This is a genomic window from Enterococcus saccharolyticus subsp. saccharolyticus (genome assembly GCF_029023825.1).
Lineage (GTDB): Bacteria > Bacillota > Bacilli > Lactobacillales > Enterococcaceae > Enterococcus_F > Enterococcus_F saccharolyticus.
Map to the genome: position 1 here is coordinate 1,127,756 of NZ_CP118957.1, position 21,409 is coordinate 1,149,164.

The 21,409-nt window shown below is 36.5% G+C and carries 25 protein-coding genes; 19 read left to right on the top strand and 6 right to left on the bottom strand.

All coding sequences use genetic code 11. The features are described from left to right. Nucleotides 1-62 precede the first annotated feature (62 nt). The 8 genes from PYW32_RS05840 (at nucleotide 63) to cbpB (ending at nucleotide 6,361) form a co-directional block, all read left to right on the top strand. The gene (locus tag PYW32_RS05840) at nucleotides 63-800 is read left to right on the top strand and encodes an amino acid ABC transporter ATP-binding protein (RefSeq protein ID WP_016175260.1); all 738 of its coding nucleotides are present in this window, start codon (nucleotides 63-65) and stop codon (nucleotides 798-800) included. 11 nt (nucleotides 801-811) lie between these two features. After that, a complete protein-coding gene (locus PYW32_RS05845) occupies nucleotides 812-1,624 on the top strand; it encodes a transporter substrate-binding domain-containing protein (protein WP_016175259.1) in 813 nt (270 codons plus the stop codon). An 11-nt stretch (nucleotides 1,625-1,635) separates the two neighbouring features. Then, nucleotides 1,636-2,283: an amino acid ABC transporter permease gene (locus tag PYW32_RS05850; protein ID WP_016175258.1), complete on the top strand. Its 648-nt coding sequence runs from the start codon at nucleotides 1,636-1,638 to the stop codon at nucleotides 2,281-2,283. A 13-nt stretch (nucleotides 2,284-2,296) separates the two neighbouring features. After that, on the top strand, nucleotides 2,297-2,953 hold the full coding sequence (locus PYW32_RS05855; protein WP_016175257.1) for an amino acid ABC transporter permease: 657 nt from the start codon (nucleotides 2,297-2,299) through the stop codon (nucleotides 2,951-2,953). 139 nt (nucleotides 2,954-3,092) lie between these two features. Then, complete coding sequence (gene racE, locus PYW32_RS05860; protein WP_016175256.1) at nucleotides 3,093-3,908, top strand: glutamate racemase; 816 nt, start codon at nucleotides 3,093-3,095, stop codon at nucleotides 3,906-3,908. Next, on the top strand, nucleotides 3,909-5,258 hold the full coding sequence (rph, locus tag PYW32_RS05865) for a ribonuclease PH (RefSeq protein ID WP_016175255.1): 1,350 nt from the start codon (nucleotides 3,909-3,911) through the stop codon (nucleotides 5,256-5,258). A 1-nt stretch (nucleotide 5,259) separates the two neighbouring features. Continuing rightward, entirely contained in the window at nucleotides 5,260-5,772 is a 513-nt protein-coding gene (locus PYW32_RS05870; protein ID WP_016175254.1) for a metallophosphoesterase, read from the top strand. 97 nt (nucleotides 5,773-5,869) lie between these two features. Continuing rightward, complete coding sequence (gene cbpB, locus PYW32_RS05875; protein WP_016175253.1) at nucleotides 5,870-6,361, top strand: cyclic-di-AMP-binding protein CbpB; 492 nt, start codon at nucleotides 5,870-5,872, stop codon at nucleotides 6,359-6,361. Nucleotides 6,362-6,402: 41 nt separating this feature from the next. On the opposite strand, the gene PYW32_RS05880 is transcribed toward cbpB, so the two are convergent. Both PYW32_RS05880 and fabI read right to left on the bottom strand, forming a co-directional pair. Further along, a complete protein-coding gene (locus tag PYW32_RS05880; RefSeq protein WP_016175252.1) occupies nucleotides 6,403-7,332 on the bottom strand; it encodes a mechanosensitive ion channel family protein in 930 nt (309 codons plus the stop codon). 84 nt (nucleotides 7,333-7,416) lie between these two features. Continuing rightward, nucleotides 7,417-8,172, bottom strand: coding sequence for an enoyl-ACP reductase FabI (fabI, locus tag PYW32_RS05885; protein ID WP_016175251.1), 756 nt, complete (start codon nucleotides 8,170-8,172; stop codon nucleotides 7,417-7,419). 206 nt (nucleotides 8,173-8,378) lie between these two features. Here fabI and fabZ point away from each other — a divergent pair, with 206 nt between their 5' ends. Further along, the gene (gene fabZ / locus PYW32_RS05890) at nucleotides 8,379-8,822 is read left to right on the top strand and encodes a 3-hydroxyacyl-ACP dehydratase FabZ (RefSeq protein WP_016175250.1); all 444 of its coding nucleotides are present in this window, start codon (nucleotides 8,379-8,381) and stop codon (nucleotides 8,820-8,822) included. Between the two features lie 45 nt (nucleotides 8,823-8,867). Here fabZ and PYW32_RS05895 read toward each other — a convergent pair whose 3' ends face one another. Continuing rightward, nucleotides 8,868-9,614 carry a peptidylprolyl isomerase gene (locus PYW32_RS05895; protein ID WP_016175249.1) on the bottom strand — a complete coding sequence of 249 codons (747 nt, stop codon included), beginning with the start codon at nucleotides 9,612-9,614 and terminating at the stop codon, nucleotides 8,868-8,870. Nucleotides 9,615-9,794: 180 nt separating this feature from the next. On the opposite strand from PYW32_RS05895, the gene PYW32_RS05900 reads away from it, so the two are divergent. From PYW32_RS05900 to PYW32_RS05930, 7 genes are all read left to right on the top strand, one after another. After that, complete coding sequence (locus PYW32_RS05900) at nucleotides 9,795-10,886, top strand: DUF871 domain-containing protein (RefSeq protein WP_016175248.1); 1,092 nt, start codon at nucleotides 9,795-9,797, stop codon at nucleotides 10,884-10,886. A gap of 129 nt (nucleotides 10,887-11,015) precedes the next feature. Beyond that, entirely contained in the window at nucleotides 11,016-11,945 is a 930-nt protein-coding gene (locus PYW32_RS05905) for an alpha/beta hydrolase (protein WP_016175247.1), read from the top strand. 108 nt (nucleotides 11,946-12,053) lie between these two features. Continuing rightward, the gene (obgE, locus tag PYW32_RS05910; protein ID WP_016175246.1) at nucleotides 12,054-13,367 is read left to right on the top strand and encodes a GTPase ObgE; all 1,314 of its coding nucleotides are present in this window, start codon (nucleotides 12,054-12,056) and stop codon (nucleotides 13,365-13,367) included. A gap of 117 nt (nucleotides 13,368-13,484) precedes the next feature. Then, on the top strand, nucleotides 13,485-14,039 hold the full coding sequence (locus tag PYW32_RS05915; protein ID WP_016175245.1) for a hypothetical protein: 555 nt from the start codon (nucleotides 13,485-13,487) through the stop codon (nucleotides 14,037-14,039). Nucleotides 14,040-14,084: 45 nt separating this feature from the next. Beyond that, on the top strand, nucleotides 14,085-15,029 hold the full coding sequence (gene rnz / locus PYW32_RS05920) for a ribonuclease Z (RefSeq protein WP_016175244.1): 945 nt from the start codon (nucleotides 14,085-14,087) through the stop codon (nucleotides 15,027-15,029). A 2-nt stretch (nucleotides 15,030-15,031) separates the two neighbouring features. Then, nucleotides 15,032-15,820 carry an SDR family NAD(P)-dependent oxidoreductase gene (locus PYW32_RS05925; RefSeq protein ID WP_016175243.1) on the top strand — a complete coding sequence of 263 codons (789 nt, stop codon included), beginning with the start codon at nucleotides 15,032-15,034 and terminating at the stop codon, nucleotides 15,818-15,820. 12 nt (nucleotides 15,821-15,832) lie between these two features. Beyond that, nucleotides 15,833-16,231, top strand: coding sequence for a LapA family protein (locus tag PYW32_RS05930; protein ID WP_016175242.1), 399 nt, complete (start codon nucleotides 15,833-15,835; stop codon nucleotides 16,229-16,231). Nucleotides 16,232-16,282: 51 nt separating this feature from the next. Here PYW32_RS05930 and PYW32_RS05935 read toward each other — a convergent pair whose 3' ends face one another. Next, nucleotides 16,283-16,822, bottom strand: coding sequence for a DUF2179 domain-containing protein (locus PYW32_RS05935; RefSeq protein ID WP_016175241.1), 540 nt, complete (start codon nucleotides 16,820-16,822; stop codon nucleotides 16,283-16,285). A 173-nt stretch (nucleotides 16,823-16,995) separates the two neighbouring features. On the opposite strand from PYW32_RS05935, the gene recJ reads away from it, so the two are divergent. Then, nucleotides 16,996-19,287, top strand: coding sequence for a single-stranded-DNA-specific exonuclease RecJ (gene recJ, locus PYW32_RS05940; protein WP_016175240.1), 2,292 nt, complete (start codon nucleotides 16,996-16,998; stop codon nucleotides 19,285-19,287). A 12-nt stretch (nucleotides 19,288-19,299) separates the two neighbouring features. Beyond that, nucleotides 19,300-19,812 (top strand): adenine phosphoribosyltransferase, encoded by a 513-nt coding sequence (locus tag PYW32_RS05945; protein ID WP_016175239.1) that lies wholly within the window; start codon nucleotides 19,300-19,302, stop codon nucleotides 19,810-19,812. Nucleotides 19,813-19,845: 33 nt separating this feature from the next. Here the strand turns inward: PYW32_RS05945 and PYW32_RS05950 are convergent, their stop codons facing one another. Then, complete coding sequence (locus PYW32_RS05950; RefSeq protein ID WP_016175238.1) at nucleotides 19,846-20,061, bottom strand: hypothetical protein; 216 nt, start codon at nucleotides 20,059-20,061, stop codon at nucleotides 19,846-19,848. 182 nt (nucleotides 20,062-20,243) lie between these two features. Here PYW32_RS05950 and PYW32_RS05955 point away from each other — a divergent pair, with 182 nt between their 5' ends. Further along, nucleotides 20,244-20,456, top strand: coding sequence for a hypothetical protein (locus PYW32_RS05955; protein ID WP_016175237.1), 213 nt, complete (start codon nucleotides 20,244-20,246; stop codon nucleotides 20,454-20,456). A gap of 26 nt (nucleotides 20,457-20,482) precedes the next feature. Here the strand turns inward: PYW32_RS05955 and PYW32_RS05960 are convergent, their stop codons facing one another. Further along, on the bottom strand, nucleotides 20,483-21,376 hold the full coding sequence (locus PYW32_RS05960; RefSeq protein ID WP_016175236.1) for an aminoglycoside phosphotransferase family protein: 894 nt from the start codon (nucleotides 21,374-21,376) through the stop codon (nucleotides 20,483-20,485). Nucleotides 21,377-21,409: the final 33 nt, after the last annotated feature.

The following is a 21,409-nucleotide window of genomic DNA, read 5'->3' on the forward strand; positions in this document are numbered from 1 at the left end:
TATTTACTAGCCCATAATTAAAACAGGCTCATCATACGAAATATAGGAGTGTGAAAGAAAGAATGTCAATGATTGAATTTAAAAACGTTGAGAAATACTACGGAAAATTCCATGCGTTGAAAAATATTAATTTGGAATTTGAAAAAGGGGAAGTTGTCGTAGTTATCGGACCATCAGGCTCTGGAAAAAGCACGATGTTGCGTACAATTAACGGCTTAGAAACAATTTCTTCAGGAAATCTTTTAATTAATGACAAAGATATCCGTAGCAAAGAAACAAAATTAACAGAAATCCGCCGCAATATTGGGATGGTTTTCCAGCATTTTAATCTTTACCCTAATAAAACGGTGTTAGAAAATATTACGTTGGCACCGATTAAAGTTTTGAAGCTTAGTGAAACAGAAGCAATAGAGCGTGCGGAAAAAATTTTAGATCGTGTCGGTATGTTGGACAAAAAAGATTCGTATCCTTCCATGCTTTCAGGTGGTCAACAACAACGTGTAGCAATTGCGAGAGGATTAGCGATGCAACCAGAAATGTTGTTGTTTGATGAACCAACTTCAGCACTTGATCCAGAAATGATTGGAGACGTGTTGGATGTTATGAAAAAAATTGCCCATGAAGGGATGTCAATGATTGTTGTAACACATGAAATGGGTTTTGCACGAGAAGTAGCGGACCGCGTAATTTTTATGGCTGAAGGACAAGTGTTAGAAGATAGTCGCAATGTAAAAGAATTCTTTGAAAATCCACAAGAGGAACGTGCGCAACAATTCATTAGTAAAGTAATCAACCATTAGGAGGAAAAGCAATGATTAAAAAAACTTTTTTTTCCTTACTCATTCTAGTGGCGGCAGTTTTTAGCTTATCTGGTTGTAAATCAGGGAGTGTTGCTGACTTGGATATTTTGGAAACAAGTAAAGAGTCAAATGAAATTATTTGGGGCGTAAAAAATGATACGCGTCTATTTGGTTTAATGGATATTCCTTCTCGTGAAGTAAAAGGCTTCGATATTGATATTGCTAAAGCAATCACGGAAAAGATTCTTGGACGTGATGGTCGTGCGACGTTTGTTGAAGTAACATCTAAAACACGTATTCCGTTATTAAAAAATGGAAATATTGATGCAATTATCGCGACAATGACGATTTCAGAAGAACGTAAAAAACAAGTTGATTTCTCAGATGTTTACTTTGACGCAGGACAGTCTTTGTTAGTGAAAAAAGGCAGTCCAATCACCAGTGTTGATAATTTAGATGAATCAACGACTGTTTTGGCTGTAAAAGGTTCCACATCTGCAGTCAATATTCGTAAAGCATCACCCAATGCGAAGATTTTAGAATTAGAAAACTATGCAGAAGCCTTTACTGCATTGCAAGCCGGTCAAGGAGATGCGATGACTACCGACAATGCCATTTTATTAGGAATGGCAAGTGAAAATCCCGATTATGAATTAGTTGGTGGCACATTTACCGAAGAACCTTATGGTATTGCGATTAATAAAGGACAAGAAAATTTCCTTCAAGCAGTCAACAATGCATTAAGAGAAATGCATGAAGATGGAACTTATGATGAGATTTATACAAAATGGTTCCCAAATGACGAAAGTGGAAAAGTAAAATAGGAGGGGATACGATGATTGAGTTGTTTCAAGCAAATGCAGATTTGTTTTTTGAAGGATTTAAGTATACGATCCTTTCTAGTGTATTAGCGTTAATTTTTAGTTTGGTTATCGGTACGTTAATGGCCATTTTTCAGCTATCTGAAAATGCAATTATTCGCAATTTAGCCAAAGCTTACGTTGAGTTTTTTAGAAATATTCCCTTATTAATTATTGTCATGTTTTTTTATGTTGTTTTACCGTTATATGGTATGCCATTTGATGGTTTCCAAGCAGGGACGATTGGATTAACAATTTATACATCAGCCTTTATTGCAGAAACTGTTCGTTCAGGAATTCAAACAGTACCAAAAGGGCAGATGGAAGCAGGATTATCTTCTGGTTTTACTTATAGTGAAACCATGCGGTATATTGTGTTACCCCAAGCGTTTAAAATTGTGATTCCTCCATTAGGGGGGCAATTTATCAATTTAATTAAAAACTCTTCTATTTTAGCGATGGTTGCTGGTTTAGATTTAATGTATCAAGGGGATTTAGTTGCGAACGCCACCTTTATCACATTTGAAACGTATATCATTGTCGGCGTTTTTTACTTAATTTTGACGTTGCCGTTATCGTATGTAATGGCCTATTTAGAAAAACGTTGGGCAGTTCGAGGATAGAAAGGAGACAACAATGGATTTTATCGGTGCATTTTCATTCGTAAATTTACGATTTTTATTAGATGGCTTACAGATTACTGTTGCGGTTTCCGTGCTATCGATTGTATTTAGTTTTTTAATTGGTGGTTTAGTGGGAACGTTACGTTTTGCAAATATTCCGTTCTTTTCAAAGATTTTAGGTGTATTTGTTGATATTATTCGTAATTTACCGCTACTATTGATTATCTTTTTCACGTATTTTGCTTTACCACAAATCGGAATTCGTTTTAACATTTTTTGGTCCGCAGTAGTTGCATTGACTATTTTTGAATCAGCGATGTTATCAGAAATTTTCCGTGCAGGATTAAATGCAGTACCAAAAGGGCAAATGGAAGCAGGTCTTTCAACGGGCTTGTCTTATGTGGAAACCATGCGTACAATTGTATTACCACAAGCTTTTCGTTCAATGATTCCTGCAATTGTGAGTCAGTTGATTTCATTAGTGAAAGATACGTCATTAGCAGTGATTATTTCACTTCCTGATTTGACCCACCACGCGCGTATTATTTATGGTCAAAATACGAATTATGTGATTCCAATGTTCGTTGCAATGACTTTAAGTTACTTTGCGATTTGTTATGTCTTATCATTGTTATCGAAATATTTAGAAACTAGAAGATATAACTATTAAAAAATAGGCTGTGAAGAAGTAAAAAAGGCTTCTTTCACAGTCTATTTTTGCTTTCCGAAGAGAAAACTTGAAAAAAAAGTCAAAAAAGTACAAAATAAAGAAACAGACTCTGTCTAGAAGAAACAAAGGATGGAAAGAAATGACAAACACACAACCTATTGGCTTTATTGATTCAGGTGTCGGCGGTTTAACTGTTGTGAAAGAGGCAATTAAACAGTTACCAAATGAAAATATTATTTATTTAGGCGATACGGCTCGCTGCCCGTATGGACCACGACCGGCTAAGCAAGTAATCGAATATACGTGGCAAATGACCAAATTTTTACTAGAAAAAAACATAAAAATGCTTGTAATTGCATGTAATACTGCAACGGCGGTAGCGTTAGAAGAAATTAAAGCGCAATTAGATATTCCAGTCGTCGGTGTGATCTTACCTGGTACTCGTGCTGCAGTTAAAGCTACGAAAAATCGTCAAATCGGTATTATAGGAACAGCGGGTACAATTAAAAGTAGTTCGTATGAGCAAGCAATTAAAATGAAAGTGCCTGAAGCATCGGTGACTAGTTTAGCTTGTCCTAAATTTGTACCGATTGTTGAAAGTAATCAATTTCAATCATCGGTAGCTAAAAAAATTGTTGCTGAGACGTTATTACCATTGCAACATAAAAAATTAGATACATTAATTTTGGGATGTACACATTACCCATTATTACGCCCTATCATTCAAAATATAATGGGCAGTCACGTCAAACTGATTGATTCAGGGGCAGAAACAATTGGTGAAGTAAGTATGTTATTGGATTATTTTGATATTGCGAATGTCAATGTGATGTCGCAACCAGATTATTCTTTTTATACGACTGGTTCGACAGTTATGTTTGATGGTATTGCAAAAGAATGGTTAGCATCAACAAAGGTACAGTCACAACATATCGAATTAGGAGGAAAAGAATAAATGCGACACGATGGCAGAGGCGCGCAACGCTTGCGTCCTATTACAATTAAAACACATGTTTACAAACACCCAGAAGGCTCTGTGGTGATTTCATTTGGCGATACCGAAGTAATCTGTTCTGCAACAATCGAAGAATCAGTGCCACCATTTTTAAGAAATACTGGCACTGGATGGGTAACAGCAGAGTATAGCATGTTACCACGAGCAACCAACACGAGAAACCGTCGTGAAAGTTCAAAAGGAAAATTAACTGGACGTACGATGGAAATTCAACGTCTGATTGGTCGTTCTTTGCGTGCGGTTGTTGATTTAGAAAAATTAGGAGAGCGCAGTATTGTCGTTGATTGTGATGTTGTACAAGCAGATGGTGGGACACGTACTGCAAGCATCACTGGTGCGTTTGTGGCGTTGCGTCTGGCGGTTAATAAATTATTACAAACAAATACTTTACAAGAAGATCCAATCAAAGAACATCTAGCAGCAATTAGTGTGGGGATTTTACCAGATAACACTTGTGCTGTGGATTTGGATTATGTAGAAGATAGCGCCGCACAAGTCGATATGAATTTAGTCATGACTGAAGCAGGGCGTTTTGTGGAAATCCAAGGAACAGGTGAAGAAGCAACCTTCGATGGGGAACAATTAAATGCGATGCTCGTTTATGGTAAGACAGCGATTGAAGAGCTAATTGCTGCTCAAAAGAGTGCGTTATACGCTGATGAAGAAGGACGCGCACAAATTGTTGATAAAACAATTATGATTGCTACTGGAAATTTAGGCAAAGCCAAAGAATTTGCGGAAATGTTTGCTAAAGAAGGCTATCAAATTAAAACCTTAAAAGATTTTCCTGATTTACCAGATGTTGCAGAAACAGGTAGTACCTTTGAGGAAAATGCGCGTTTGAAAGCTGAAACTATCGCTAACATTTTACAATGTCCAGTTTTAGCAGATGATTCTGGTTTAAAAGTTGATGCACTAAGTGGGATGCCAGGCATTTATTCTGCTCGTTTTGCTGGAGAACATAAAAGTGATGCGTCAAATAATGCGAAATTGTTGTACGAATTAACGGATATCCCCGAGAATGAACGAACAGCGCAATTTCATTGTACGTTAGTTCTTGCTGCACCTAAAAGAGAAAGTCTTGTTGTGGAAGCAGAATGGCCAGGAAAAATTGGTCGTATTCCACGTGGAGACAATGGTTTTGGATATGATCCATTATTTGTTGTGGATGGGATGAATAAGACTGCTGCTGAACTTTCAAGTGAAGAAAAAAATAGATGTAGTCATCGTGGACAAGCCATTGAAAAATTGAAATTGCAATGGAAAGAATGGTTAGAAGGAGGGGCTTAAAATGAAATATTTAGTCGTTAGTGATAATCATGGAGATCGTAAAATTTTAGTTGATCTCTTTGCCCGTTACCAAGGGAAAGTTGATTATATTTTCCATTGTGGTGATTCTGAATTGCCTGGCGATGATGAATTGTGGCAACAGGCGTATGTTGTTACTGGAAATTGCGATTATGATCCTAAATATAAAAAAAGCCAATTAGTGGATACTGGCATGGATCGTGTTTATTTTACACACGGACACTTATCTGATGTTCGTTTTGGTATTACGCGTCTAGGACTAGAAGCACAAGCAGTAGACGCCAATATTGTCTTATTTGGACATACGCATCAAATTGGTTGCGAAAAGGTAGGAAAACGCTTATTTTTGAACCCTGGCAGTATTTCACAACCTCGAGGTCCGATTCAAGTGAAAAGCTATGCGATTATCGATAGTACGCCAGATGCTTATTCAGTACAATATTACGACCGTGATTTTCAAGCCGTACCAGATTTATCTTTTGTATTTAAAAAATAAATCTTATGAATTTTTAAAGAAAGCGATTTTCTCGCTTTCTTTTTCTATTTTGAGGTAAAATAAGGAGTAATGTAAGAGCGGAAATGGAGGTATTCATTTGATTGGTAAATACACTGAAGCTTTGTTGATGGAGAACCAAGAAACTTTTTTGGTGCCTGCTGATAACGTAGCGACCGTATTATATAGCCATCCTTTAGAACATGCGTTACTAGTGTTATCTAAAGTTGGTTATGCAAAGATTCCAGTCTTGGATTCAGAAGATCATTTAGTTGGCTTAATTAGTTTAGCAAATATTGTCGACAAAATGATGGGCTTAACAGGATTTGATATGAATCAAATAGAAGGGCTAACTGTGGCAGATGTCATGGAAGTAAATGTGCCTACTATTCAAAATAAAGATGATTTAGAAGATATTTTACATTTGTTAGTGCAAGGTTCATTCTTACCCGTTGTCAATGAAGACAATGTATTTGAAGGAATTATTACTAGAAAAGAAATCTTAAAAGCAGTGAATCATTTAGTCCATGAATTAGAGAAACGATATACTGTGTCAACCAAAGGAATCATCAAAGAAAAATTAATTAGTTAAAAAAAGCGAGTGTAATTCATCACTGAATTACGCTCGCTTTTTTATTTTGCTGCCACAATAGGTGTGTTGGGAATTGTAAAACCTGCCTGAGATAGTTCATAAATCGAGGCGCTTAACAATTCTTCTTGAATCTTGTGTTGACGACCATTACTAACATACATTGTGGTACGAATGGCGTAATTACTATTTCCTAAATCAACGATTCCAAAAATAACTGGTGGTGTTTGAATAAATTCAGCGTATTTTTGAACGATTTGTTGGTTTGCACGTTCAATCGCTGCTTGAATACCATCTAGATCCTCTGATGTATCAATACGAACATCCACTAAGACACGCATATCCGCACGCGAAGTATTGCTGATTGTGGTAATGTTACGGTTTGGCACAAAATGTACCGTACCATCTGTTGACTGTAGTTGTAACGTGCGCAAGCCAACAGAAGTTACGGTTCCTTCGATGGTTAAATCATTTAATTTAATATAATCACCAACATCAATTTGTTGTTCAGTAATAATGAAAAAACCTGTGATAATATCGTTCATAAACCCTTGTGCGCCAAGACCGATTGCTAAACCAGCAATCCCTGCTCCAGCGAGCAATGAACCAACCGGAATGCCAATCGTTGATAATAGGGCATAGATAAAGAAAAAACCTAATGTGTAATGAACGACATTTCGAATTAAGGTATGTAATGTCGTCATTCGTACTTCATTTGTTTTCTTTTTACTATAAGAAGTAAAGGTGCGATCAACTAAAAAATCTGCCAGACGAGTTAATATAGTAAACAATATAATAATAAACAAAAGAGTAATTGTTTTTTGAATGATTAATCCCGTAATGGCTTCCCAATTCAGACTCAGCCACCATCGTTGTAGAGCATTTAATTGTTGAGCAGCAGGTTCAATGATACTCACATCGGATGAATCAACCGTTGAATCTGCTGTCCCAACTGTTCCTAAAAGAAAATACATGCGCATCCCTCCAATACTTGCTGTTCCTTATTGTAACAAGGATTAGTTAAAAAAGGAATGAAATACTTGAGGATAAATAAAAAATTAAGATAAATGCACGCCTTTATCGACAAAAATTGTTTCACCAATAATTCCACCAGATAATGGGCTAATTAAGAACGCACAAACGTTTCCGACTTCTTCAATCGTTACGCCGACATGGTCTGGTGTACGGTCTTCTGATAGTTGGATTAGTTTTTGGTAATCTTTTACGCCTGTTACAGCTAATGTTTTAATTGCGCCTGCTGAAATAGCATTGACACGAATTTTTTGTGGAGAAAGTTCAGCTGCTAAGTAACGAACAGATGCTTCTAAAGCTGCTTTTGCAATACCCATCATGTTGTAGTTTGGTACAGCACGTTCTGCACCCAAATAAGTCAATGTAACAATACCGCTGTTTTCAGCTAAGATTGGTTTTGCATAATGCGTCACAGCGATTAATGAATAGCTACTGATGTCTTGTGCTAAAGCATACCCTTGACGAGAAATATCGGTAACATCACCTTGTAAATCTTCTTTGTTTGCATACGCAACGGCATGAACAACCCCGTGGATTTCGCCAGCATATTCTTTAATTTCATCAAAGCCTTTGGCGATACTTTCATCACTGGCAACATCTAGTTCAACTAGAAATTCGTCGCCTTCTAATAATTTTTCCAGAGGTTTTTTCATACGCTCATTTTGGTAAGTGTAGATAACTTCTGCACCTTGCTCACGTAATGCTTGTGCACAACCCCAAGCGATACTACGTTTATTTGCGACGCCCATTACGACAATTTTTTTACCAGTTAAGAAACTCATAATTCCACTCCTTGTAATAAATAGATAATAAATACATTCCATTTCAATTCATGGCATGCTACCATGATTACTTATTATTAGATAAAATTGTTTGATTGTCAAACTAAATTTACTTAATTAATTCTAAAGTTGCCAAATTAATGAAAATATGATACTTTGATAATCAAAATAACTAAATTTTTGAAAAAAGGAAATGAGGACTCAAAATGGAAAAATTATTAACTGAAGTAGAAGTAATGGATTTAATTCCTAACCGCTATCCCATCATTTATATAGACTATGTGGATTCAATTGAACCTGGTAAAAAAATTATCGCTACAAAAAATGTAACAATTAACGAAGATTTCTTCCAAGGGCATTTTCCTGGTAATCCAGTAATGCCGGGTGCCTTAATTTTAGAAACGTTAGCACAAGCTGGTTCAATCTTAATTTTGAAGTCAGAAGAATTTTTAGGACGTACTGCTTACATCGGTGGTATTAATAAAGCAAAATTCCGTCAAAAAGTTGTTCCTGGAGATACAATTAAATTATCTTTTGAAATTACAAAAGTAAAAGGTTCTGTTGGAACAGCCGATGCGATTGCTACAGTTGAAGGTAAGAAGGTCGCTGAATGTGAATTTACCTTCATAGTCGGCGAGCAACGCCAATAAAAAGAAAAGTAGCACAATTCCACATTCGGAATTGTGCTACTTTTTTTATTTTGCTTCTTGTAAAATAGTGATTTTTTCAACTTTGACAGGTTTTTCTGGAACCGATGCTTCACCAGTTTCACTTGTTTTCACATCTGCTTTGGCGATTTTATCGACAACGTCCATCCCTTCGATAACTTGACCAAAGACAGTGTAGTTATTGTCTAATTTAGGTGCGCCACCATTTTTATAGGCATCAATTATTTTTTCTGGTGTAAATTGAATCGCTAGGCCATCTGACATATCTTGGTCGTTTTGGACAATGAAAAATTGACTGCCTTGACTATCTAAAGGCTTTGCGCGTGCCATAGACAATGCACCGCGAATATGGTAAAGGTTTGGAGAAATTTCTACTTCAAACCCTTTACCCCAAATGCTTTCACCGCCCAAACCGGTTCCTTCTGGGTCACCGCCTTGAATCATGAATTCTTCCATGACACGATGAAAGACAGTTCCGTCATAGTAGCCTTCTTTGGCATGCGTCATAAAATTTTCAACTGCTTTTGGTGCGTATTCTGGGAATAATTTAATTTTGACTTTCCCTTCTGTGGTAACTAATTCTACTAAGTCTTCGTTTTCTTTTACTTCTTTATCCAGTTGTGGAAGAGCTAATTTGTTTAAATCAACGGATGTTTCAGTCGTTTCAGAAGAAGCGGTGGTTGATTCTTTAGTAGCGGTTGTATTATTGCAAGCTGCCAGTAGCGCAACGCTAGCAAATGTTGTAAATAAAAGTACACGTTTTTTTATTTTCATAATTGAATTCCTTTCTTATAACGTCTTGTTTATCATAACAAATAACTATTTTTTTTCCTAGTTTTTCTATAGTAAATTAAAAAAACAATTGTTCGAAAGGGTTTGTATTTTCGGTCTAGAGCAATTATAATGTAAGAGGATACAAAAAATGGTTTTTTATTTTTAGGAGGATTTTCAACAATGGGAAAATTAGGTATTTCGATTTATCCAGAACGTTCAACATTTGGAAAAGATAAAGCATATTTAGATTTAGCACATAAATATGGCTTTAAACGTGTATTTACGAGTTTATTACAAATTACAGATGATAAAGAAAAAGTATTAGCAGAATTCAAGAAAGTTGTCGATTACGCGAACAGTTTAGGGATGGAAGTGATGGTTGATATCAATCCTAGCTTATTTGAACAACTAGAAATTTCTTACGATGATTTATCCTTCTTCCATGAAATGGGCGCATACGGTGTGCGTTTAGATATCGGTTTTACAGGAGCAGAAGAAGCACGCATGACGCGCAATCCTTATAATATTAAAATTGAGATTAATATGAGCGGTGGAACAAAATATGTTGACAATATTATGTCGTATTCACCAAATACAGCAAACTTATTAGGGTCACATAATTTTTACCCACATCGCTATTCAGGTCTTGGTTATGACCACTTTGTGACTTGTTCAGAGCAATTCCGTCAATATAACTTAAACACGATGGCCTTTGTTAACTCAAGTGCAGCAACATTTGGTCCTTGGCCAACACAAGATGGTTTATGTTCATTGGAAGACCATCGTGAATTAGAAATTGCCACACAAGTAAAACATTTAATGCTGACAGGACTAATTGACGATATTTTAATTGGTAATGCTTATGCTTCAGAAGAAGAACTAAAAGCAATGGCTGAGGCGTTTAATTCACCTTATCCAACATTAAAAGTGGTTGTTGAAGAAGAAATAACAGAAAACGAACGCATCTGTTTATTTGATAATCTACACAGTTATCGTGGTGATCGTTCAGAATATATGCTACGTTCAACCATGACACGTGTGTATTATAAAGACAAAGAATTTCCAGCGCATACAACACGTGATATTGTTCGTGGAGATGTTTTAATCGATAATGAAAACTATGGTCAATACAAAGGTGAAACACAAATTGCATTGAAAGAAATGAAAAATGATGGACGCGTCAATGTAGTCGGTCAAATTTCAGAAGATGAATTATTCTTATTAGATTTCTTAAAACCATGGTCAAGCTTTAAATTAACTGAAGTGAAATAATGATGAAGTCTCGCAAAATTGCGAGGCTTTTTTTATTAAAAAATAACATTATATAGATAACAGGTAAATGGTTGTTGAAATGCTCCTTTTTCTTTATACTGTACTTTTGTAGAGTAGAGGAGGACAGGTATGAAAATTTTTGTACGCATAGTAGGTATCATTGCTGTTTTAGCGGTGATTGGATTAGGATGGGCAGCAAATTATTTTTACAATTATGCAGTCGTACCTTCAGAAAAAGACTTTTTAGATAACGATACACCAGGAACAAGTAAAGTTGAGACCAAAGAAGTGGATCGTTGGTATTCTGATGAGAATCTTCGCACAAGATGGTCGCTTGAATCTCAAGATGGGTTGAATTTATCTGCTATTTATATTCCAGCAGAAAAAAATAATCACAAAACAGCTATTATTGCACATGGTTATATGGGGAATGCTGAAACAATGGGAGAATATGCCGAAATGTATCATGATTTTGGTTACAATGTACTCGTTCCTGATGCCCGTGGTCACGGTCAAAGCGAAGGTGATTATATTGGTTTTGGGTGGCATGAAAGAAAAGACTATTTGCAGTGGATTGATCGGGTGCTAGCTGAAAATGGCGCAGATGAAACTATTACACTGTATGGTTTAAGTATGGGAGCGGCAACTGTTATGATGGTGAGCGGAGAAGACTTACCTAAAAATGTTGTTTCTATTATTGAAGATTGTGGGTATTCATCCATTAACGCAGAATTGCAGTATCAATTGAAGGATTTGTTTAATTTACCAGCTTTCCCATTGATTCCTGTGACAAGCTTAATGACCAAAGTCCGTGCTGGTTATTTCTTTGGCGAAGGAGATGCGACGAAACAATTAGCAAAAAATACACGTCCGATGTTGTTTATTCATGGTGATGCCGATAAATTTGTGCCCTTTTCAATGCTAGATACGGTTTACGAAGCGACAGATGCTCCGAAAGAAAAATGGGTTGTTCCAGGTGCGGGTCATGCGAAAGCTTATTCGAAAAATAAAAAATTATATCAAGAAAAAGTACAAACATTTTTACAAAAATATGAATGAAACAAAAGAAACGTAGCGAAAAGATAGACAAACGGCTGTTTGCTAGGTACAATAATAAAGGCTTTGATGCACAGTAGTAATAGTAAATAGAATGGAGGACAAAATTACATGTCCATGTTTTTAGATCAAGTAACCATTGACGTGAAAGCTGGTAAAGGCGGAGACGGAATGGTTGCATTTAGAAGAGAGAAATACGTTCCAGATGGTGGACCTGCTGGGGGCGATGGTGGTCGTGGTGGTAACGTCGTATTAGTCGTTGATGAAGGCTTACGTACGTTAATGGATTTCCGATTCAATCGTCACTTTAAAGCACATCCAGGTGAAAATGGGATGAGTAAAGGGATGCACGGTCGTGGTTCGGAAGATTTATATGTCAAAGTTCCTGAAGGGACAACTGTTCGCGATGCAGAAACCGGCGCTTTGTTAGGCGATTTGTTGGAACACGGTCAAACATTAGTCGTTGCTCGTGGTGGACGCGGTGGACGTGGAAATACACGTTTTGCAACGCCACGTAATCCAGCACCAGAAATGGCTGAAAACGGTGAGCCCGGACAAGAACGTAAAATTGAATTAGAATTGAAAGTGTTAGCAGATGTCGGTTTAGTTGGTTTTCCATCAGTTGGTAAATCAACATTACTTTCCGTTATTTCAGCAGCCCGTCCAAAAATTGGTGCGTATCATTTTACTACATTAGTTCCTAATTTAGGGATGGTCAACATGCCGGATGGTCGCAGTTTTGTAGCTGCTGATTTACCAGGGTTAATTGAAGGTGCGTCACAAGGTGTCGGTTTAGGAACCCAATTCTTACGTCATATTGAGCGAACTCGTGTTATTTTACATGTGATTGATATGAGTGGAATGGAAGGACGCGATCCTTATGAAGATTATGTCGCAATCAATAACGAATTAGCTTCTCATAATTTACGTTTATTGGAACGTCCGCAAATTATTGTCGCAAATAAAATGGATATGCCGGATGCCGAAGAGAATTTGAAAAAATTTAAAGCAGAATTGGCTAAAGAGCAAAAAGATGAGTTTGCTGATCCAATTCCAGTTTTTGCTATTTCTGGAGTCACACGTCAAGGATTAGAACCATTGTTAAGTGCAACTGCTGACTTATTAGATGTAACACCAGAATTTCCACTATACGAAGAAGAAGTTGAAGAAGATGTGGTACAATATGGGTTTGTTTCAGATGAACCAGCCTTTTCAATTGATCGCGATCCAGATGCGACTTGGGTATTGTCTGGTGAAAAACTAGAGAAACTATTCCAAATGACCAATTTCGATCATGATGAAACAGTGATGCGTTTTGCCCGTCAGTTGCGTGGAATGGGTGTCGATGAGGCATTGCGTGCACGTGGTGCTAAAGACGGCGATATTGTGCGTATTGGCGAATTTGAATTTGAATTTGTAGAATAGACAAAGGGAAACTAGCCTTTTTAGCTAGTTTCTTTTTTTGTGAATGAAGATATAATTCGTTTTCAAATTTTCAAATTATTGATACAATTAATAAAAATAGAAAGCGAGGAAATCATCATGACAAAACGCGTGATTGTATTAAATTTTGACATCAGTTCACAAGCGTATCAAGCTTTTTCCGAAATTAAAAAATTACATCTTTCCCAAGAAATCAAAGGCGAACAAATGGCAGTTATTACCCACTCAAGTGAAGGCGACCATCAGTTTAAAGTAGAAGATTTCTTAGATTTTACTGGTGCAAACAAAACCTCTAAAGGTGGCTTGATTGGCATGCTTGTTGGCGTGTTAGGTGGGCCATTAGGTATGATGTTAGGTTGGTTTGGGGGAAGTTTATTTGGTGCTTCTAAGGATGCTCAGGAGCTTCGTGAGGCGCATACTATTTTTGAATTTGTAGGGAATAAAATTGGTGAAGGAGATACTGGACTCATTTTAATTGCCGATGAAGAAGATAATCGCCCATTGAATAATATTGCTATGTACGAATTAGGCGGCGAAATTTCACGCTTTGATTTAGACGAAGTAGAAGCGGAAATTAAAAAAGCGCATGAAGTAGAAGCCGAAACGAAAGAAAATGCGCAAAAAATTTGGGAAGAAAAACATCCCAATGACTAGTTCATTACAATTGAACGAGAAAACCAAAAGAAAGTAAGGATAACTATGGAACTAGAATTTTTAGGAACAGGTGCCGGTGTGCCAGCAAAACACCGAAATGTAACGAGTATTGCCTTAAAATTATTAGAAGAGCGCAATGCGGTGTGGTTATTTGATTGTGGGGAAGGTACGCAAATGCAAATTTTACACACAACCATTCGCCCTCGTAAAATTGAAAAAATTTTTATTACCCATTTGCATGGCGATCATATTTTTGGTTTACCAGGTTTGATTAGTAGCCGTTCATTTCAAGGTGGAGAAGAACCATTAGGACCATTAGAAATTTATGGTCCTGAAGGAATCGAACAATTTGTCCGAACAGCCTTGAAAATTTCGAAAACGCGTTTAGGTTATCCGTTAAAATTTATAGAGATAAAAGAAGGGACATTGTTTAAAGATAGTCAATTTGAAGTGTCCTGCAAAAAATTAGATCATGGAATTGAGAGTTATGGGTTTCGAGTGGTCGAAGCAGATCATCAAGGGGAATTGCAAGTTGAAAAATTAAATGCGTTAGGAATTAAACCTGGACCGATTTATGGTCAATTAAAACGTGGGGAAACAGTGACTTTACCAGATGGCACGACGCTTGATGGGAAAGCATTTGTCGGTGAACCAAAAAAAGGTCGAATTGTCACTATTTTAGGCGACACCCGATTTACGCAAAACTCAATTGATTTAGCACGTGATGCCGATGTGTTGATTCATGAAAGTACCTTTAAAAAAGACGAAATGAAAATGGCGAAAGCGTATTATCATTCAACTACGCAACAAGCAGCTACAGTGGCCAAAGAAGCGAAGGTTGGCAAATTAATGTTGACTCATATTAGTGCACGTTATTTAGCAAATGATATATTGGATTTAAAAGCGGAGGCAGAAGAAATTTTTCCCCATGTACGAGTAGCGAAAGATTTTTATATTTTGCCAATTCCTTTTAAAGAAAAGGAGGAGTAATCATGAATTTAGAAGATAAAGTTGTTTTAGTAACCGGAGCGTCGACTGGATTAGGCGAACAGATTTGTTATGAGGCTGCCAAGCAAGGAGCGATTGTGGTTGTTTGCGCGCGTCGTATCCATTTAATTGGCCAAGTCAAAGAGCGGTGTATGGAATTGAGTCAAAAAGAAGCCTATGCCTTTCAACTAGATATTGCGAATCCAGATAATATTGAAAGCTTAATGAATAAATTGAAAGAAGAGGTTGGCACCGTTGATGTGTTAGTTAATAACGCTGGTTTTGGTCAATTTGAAGAATTTACGTCGTTTGATATGGCTGTGGCTCGTAATATGTTTGAAGTCAATGTCTTAGGGATGATGTTATTAACACAAAAAATTGCAATTGAGATGTTAGATAAACAGGCAGGACATATTATCAATATTGCGTCAATGGCAGGAAAAATGGCGACGCCGAAATCAGCAGTTTATTCAGCAACAAAATTTGCCGTGTTAGGTTTTTCTAATGCATTACGTTTAGAATTAAAACCATTTCATATTTTTGTCACAACTGTCAATCCTGGACCGATTAAAACAGAATTTTTTGATAAAGCAGATCCTACAGGTGACTATTTGGAAAATGTAGGTGGGATGATTTTAGACGCCCAACAATTAGCAAAAACAATCGTCAAGCAAATGCTACGTCCAAAACGCGAAATCAATCGTCCAGTAGCTATGGAAGTCGCTGCCCGTTTTTACCAACTCTTTCCACATCTTGGTGATTATTTAGCAGGGGGATTGTTTAATAAAAAATAAGGAGGACAACGTATGAAAAATCAATGGCGAATTATCATTGGCTTAATTTTAACTTTATTCATTGTTATTTTTGCGGTATTAAATAATATGGCTGTACCCATCAATTTTGGTTTCTCAACATTATCAGCTCCTTTAATCATTGTGATTATCGGTTCTGCATTTTTTGGAGCAATCATTATCTCTCTAGTCACAACAGGTACCATGTGGCAACAACGTCGTGAAATCAAACAATTACGACATGAAATTGATGATTTGAATAAAAACATCGATGTTCGAACAGAGCAGAAAAAAGAAGAATTGGAACGGGAATACAACAACAAATTAGCTGAACTGGAAGCCACGCACACCGTCTATCCAACAGAAACGGACACTCTTCCAGAAAAAACAGATTATACCCAAGAAAATCAATAAAAAAGAACAATCCTTTGTCTGAAAAAATCAGAGGATTGTTCTTTTTTTGAGTTATTTTTTCATGCGACGATGGACTTTTTTCGTCCAAAAACCACCAGAGATTTGCTTTGGTTCGTAACTAATAATAAACGCACGACTTTCAACTTCTTTAATTTTTTGATAGAGTTGTTTTTCTTTATTGCGTGGAGAGAGAATTTCTAACACCATACGGGGGCCTTCTAATCCCTCGCCATAGCTGACGGTTACCCCGTATCCTTCGCCTCGTAAAATGCTTGGTAATGTGTCTTCTTCTTTAGAGGTACTTGGTAAAATAGCTGTGACCATTGTATAACCTAAAGCCATTTTATCTTCAATTTTAATCCCGACCCCAATTCCTATAGCAAAACCGAGAGCATAGACAATTAAATTAATAGGATTATCTAAACTATCTAAAACGAGTGATAAACCTAATACATAAATAATAATCTCAAACATACTCACGACGGGTGCAATGAAACGATAGCCCTTCATAGTTAATAATAAACGAATTGTGCTTAATGTGACATAGGCGAAGTTAATACCAAAAATCATTGCCAACATTTTAAAATCCATTAAAAATCCCCCTTCTTGGTAAAAAATATTTCTCTCAGTGTAACATACAGTGATTATGAAGTCATATCATTCGATGACTGTGTCTTAAGAAGCTTGTTATGGCAAGCATTTTAAACACTTCCGTTTGTTTTTAGATAGTGATGTGGTAAAATAACTTGGTTAGGAGTGATTAGGTGAAACAAGCAAGTTTTCAATGGCAATTGCCTTTAGAAGAAGGATTGCCTGAAACATTTATCCAAGTATTAGATGAAAAGAAAATTCCACGTTCATTGGGACAACTTTTTTGGAATCGTGGTTTGCAGACGGCTGAATCCTTAGAGGTATTTTTAAATCCTTCATTAGAACAATTGCACGATCCGTTTCTTTTTTTCGAAATGGAAAAAGCTGTGGAACGTATTCAACAAGCAATTATTAATGAAGAACGAATTTTAGTATACGGTGATTACGATGCGGATGGCATTACTAGTACTACAATTATGAAAGAAACGTTGGAAAACTTAGGTGCGGATGTAGCCTTTTATTTGCCGAATCGTTTTAAAGATGGCTATGGCCCCAATCAAGCGGTTTATGAAGAGAAAATTGCAGAAGGTATTCAATTAATTGTTACTGTCGATAATGGTGTTTCTGGTCATGAGGCGATTGCTTATGCGAATACTCAGGGTGTAGATGTTATCGTAACCGATCATCATGAATTACCAGATGTATTACCTGATGCATATGCAATTATTCATCCTCGTCACCCAGAAGGAGCTTATCCCTTTGGCGAGTTAGCAGGTGTGGGTGTGGCATTTAAAGTAGCTTGTGCGTTGCTAGAAGAAATCCCAACTGAATTTTTAGATTTGGTAACGATTGGAACCATTGCCGATATGGTGTCTTTGACTGATGAAAATCGTACATTGGTTTCATTTGGTTTACAATCAATCAAACAAACGGAGCGAATTGGTTTAGAGAAATTGTTAGAAGTTAGTGGAGTTTCTGCGGATAAATTAGATGAAACGAGTATTGGTTTTTCTATTGGTCCACGATTAAATGCGATTGGTCGTTTAGAAGACCCTAATCCTGCTGTTACGCTAATGACGACATTTGATGATGAAGAAGCCGAAGAATTAGCTGGACGCTTAGATCGCATTAATACACGGCGTAAAGATTTAGTGGAAGTCATTACTGAAGAAGCGATGGCGATGATTCATCCAGAAGATCGCATACATTTGATTGCTGGTGACAATTGGCATGAAGGGGTCTTAGGGATTGTAGCTGGTAAGATTCTACGTGCAACTGGTAAGCCAACGATTGTCTTAACCAAAAAGGAAAATGGGTTAGCTAAAGGCTCTGGGCGAAGTGTCGAGTCTGTTAATTTATATGAAATGCTCAATGGGATGCGTCAGTTGATGACTAGTTTTGGTGGTCATCATGCAGCAGTGGGTTTAAGTTTAGAGATTGAAAATCTTTCCATTTTACAAGAACAAATGAACCATTACATGGATGATCATCAATTGACTGGTGGTATGCATTTGACGATTGATTCAAAACTAGCAGTTGAAGATGTTTCTGTGGCATTTATCGAGTCTTTAAAACTGTTAGCGCCTTTTGGTATGGATAATCCGTTACCGAATTTCTTATTTGAAAAAGTTGCTGTTAGTAATAGTCGGACAATAGGTGCGAATAACCAGCACTTAAAATTTACTTTGACCGATACAGTTAGCCAATTAGATGGTGTTGGCTTTGGTTTTGGTGCGCAAGCGCAAGAATTTCATAGTGATGAATTAAATGTGGTGGGCCAACTATCCATTAACGAATGGAATGGCAAACGAATTCCCCAATTAATGCTAGAAGATTATCAAATCAACACCTTGCAAGTCTTTGATTATCGAGCAAAAAAATACCAACAAGCCCTCCATTTTACTGAACCAACACTATTTGTTAGTTTTTCTGATAAAGCAGCGCAGCAGTGGGAAGCTAAATTAAATCAAAAAGTAACGATTGTTTCTGACAATGCTCCTTTTGATGGAGATGCCCATACAGCGATTGAACAAGTTGTTTTTTTAGATTGTCCGCTGGAATTAGCCATCATGAAAGAAATTGTACAGAGCTTACAAGCATCGCGGGTCTATATTCTTTGCCAAGCAGAAGATGACGCTTATTTAGATGGAATTGGTTCACGCGAGCAATATGCTAAACTATTCAAATTTATTGCTTCACAAGACAAAGTAGATGTACGCTACAAATTGTCAATTGTGGCAGATTACTTAAAAATTCCTCAAAAATTACTTATTTTTATGATTCAAGTGTTTTCTGAGTTGGGTTTTGTTACAATAACGGATGGTGTGATGCGTAAAGTTGATAATCCTGTAAATCATCCATTGACAGAAAGTCGTGTTTATCAAGAACGTGCCAAAAAAATTAAAATAGAAGAATTTTTATTATTGAGCGATCTAGCAACATTAAAAGATTGGCTATCAGTATAGGAGGAAAAAAATATGAATTTAAAAGATTACATTGCCAGCATTCCCGATTATCCCTCAAAAGGAATTATTTTCCGTGATATTTCGCCGTTAATGGCTGACGGAGAAGCGTATCGCGCTGCAACCAAAGCAATCGTTGATTACGCAAAAGAACAACAAATTGATATGGTTGTCGGACCAGAAGCTCGTGGGTTCATTGTAGGCTGCCCCGTTGCATTTGAATTAGGGGTTGGTTTTGCACCTGTCCGTAAACCAGGAAAGCTACCTCGTGAAACAATTGAAGTATCCTATGACTTAGAGTATGGTAGCGATACGCTAACACTTCATGCGGATGCAATCAAACCGGGACAGCGTGTGTTAATCTGTGATGATCTTTTAGCCACTGGTGGTACAATCAAAGCCACAATTGAATTAATTGAAAAATTAGGTGGTATTGTTGTCGGTTGTGCGTTCTTAATCGAGTTGATGGATTTACATGGACGCAATAAAATTGAAGGATATGACATCTTAACATTAATGGAATACTAAAAAAACAGCGTAAGAGCAATTCTTACGCTGTTTTTATTTATAGTGATAATACTCAGAAGAATAATAATCTTCCTGTTCTTGATAATGTTTCTGTTCTGCTTGGCGGAATTTTTTATCATCCCACAGAATCAACCAAAAAGTAAAGAGAGGACATACAATTAAAATCGCCGTTAACATACCAAAATTACCAATAATAATACCAATCAAAAGAACAGCTAACATCAAACCAAAGCGACGGATTGCTTTCATTTTTTTCACCTCTTTAATAAATACGAACAAATGTTTGTATTTATATTATACGAATGTTTGTTCGGTTTGTAAAGTGAGAAAAAGCAAAAAATGCGAATTCAATTGAATAGCGATTTTTTTAATTTCTTATTTCTTCTTTTTAGAAAACTTGTTAGAATAAAAGAAGTGAAGGGAGGAGTGAAATGGGAGCGCTTTTTATTATTATTTGTATTGTGTTGGTTAGTTTAATTTTAAGCTTTTTCGTTTTTGAAATACAAAAACTAGAAGGTATTGAGTTGACGTTAACCGAGGAGTTAAAAGAAATCGCGTTAATTATTGTCGGTGTCTCTTTTATCTTTTCTTTAATTGGCCAAATTGTCTGGGCGTATTTTGTAACGAAGAAATGGATCAAATAAATGAAAAACCCACCTACTAGCAATTGCTAAGAGGTGGGTTTTTGTTGAAACCATTGCGGTGGTTGATTTGAAAAATAGTGGGTTTGAATAATTTTTTTTGTTCGTAATTGTACAGAAGCTAGATTTCCTGATTGATACCCACCAATTTGGCTAGCGTAACAATTTAAAGCAACAAATAAATGATATTTTTTCCAAAAATTTTGGGGAATGTTTCCCTCAAAATATCCCATTAATTGGCCATTAGCAAATGCTTGACTAACGGAAACAGTATATTTGGGCAATTTAAAAAACTCTTCCCATGGATCGCCCCAATCAAAGGAATCGAAATCAAGCACAATTATTTTTTGATTATCATAGAGTAAATTTTGAGGATGAAAATCATCGTGTTGGAAACATACTGCGCTTTCTTTTAATAAATGAAAATGCTTGTCAATAAACGTCTCAATTGCTGTTTTCTGATGAAAATTCAATCCTAGTTTGGCGCATTGTTCTTTTTTCTGCTGATACTTTCTAAGCCGTGCTTGGTACCAATTAAAATGAAGATTTGGGCAAGCGAGTAAATGAATTTTTTGCAACTCTTGTCCCGCTTGCATTCCTAATTCATATTGTTTTTCTTGACTAAGACATGGAAGCAAACGGTCTAATGATTTACCTGCTAGATATTCAGAAATAGTGTAACACCACTGTTCAAGTGTGTCATAAAAGATAGGCAGTTGACAGTGTACATGATTTTTTTGGTGCTGGCTGAGAAAGCTTCGTTGTTGTTGGATACGTTCAAATGTAGCGAGTGGATAAATTTTTAGTATATATTGTTTTTCATGAGTTGTTAAAAGATACTTTTGTGTCATTGAAAAACCAGAAGTAATTTCTTCGTAAGTAATGACGGACAAGTGATGTCGCTTAAAAATAGTCGATAACATTGACTTTACCTCCAGTGTTAGCAGAAAAACTTC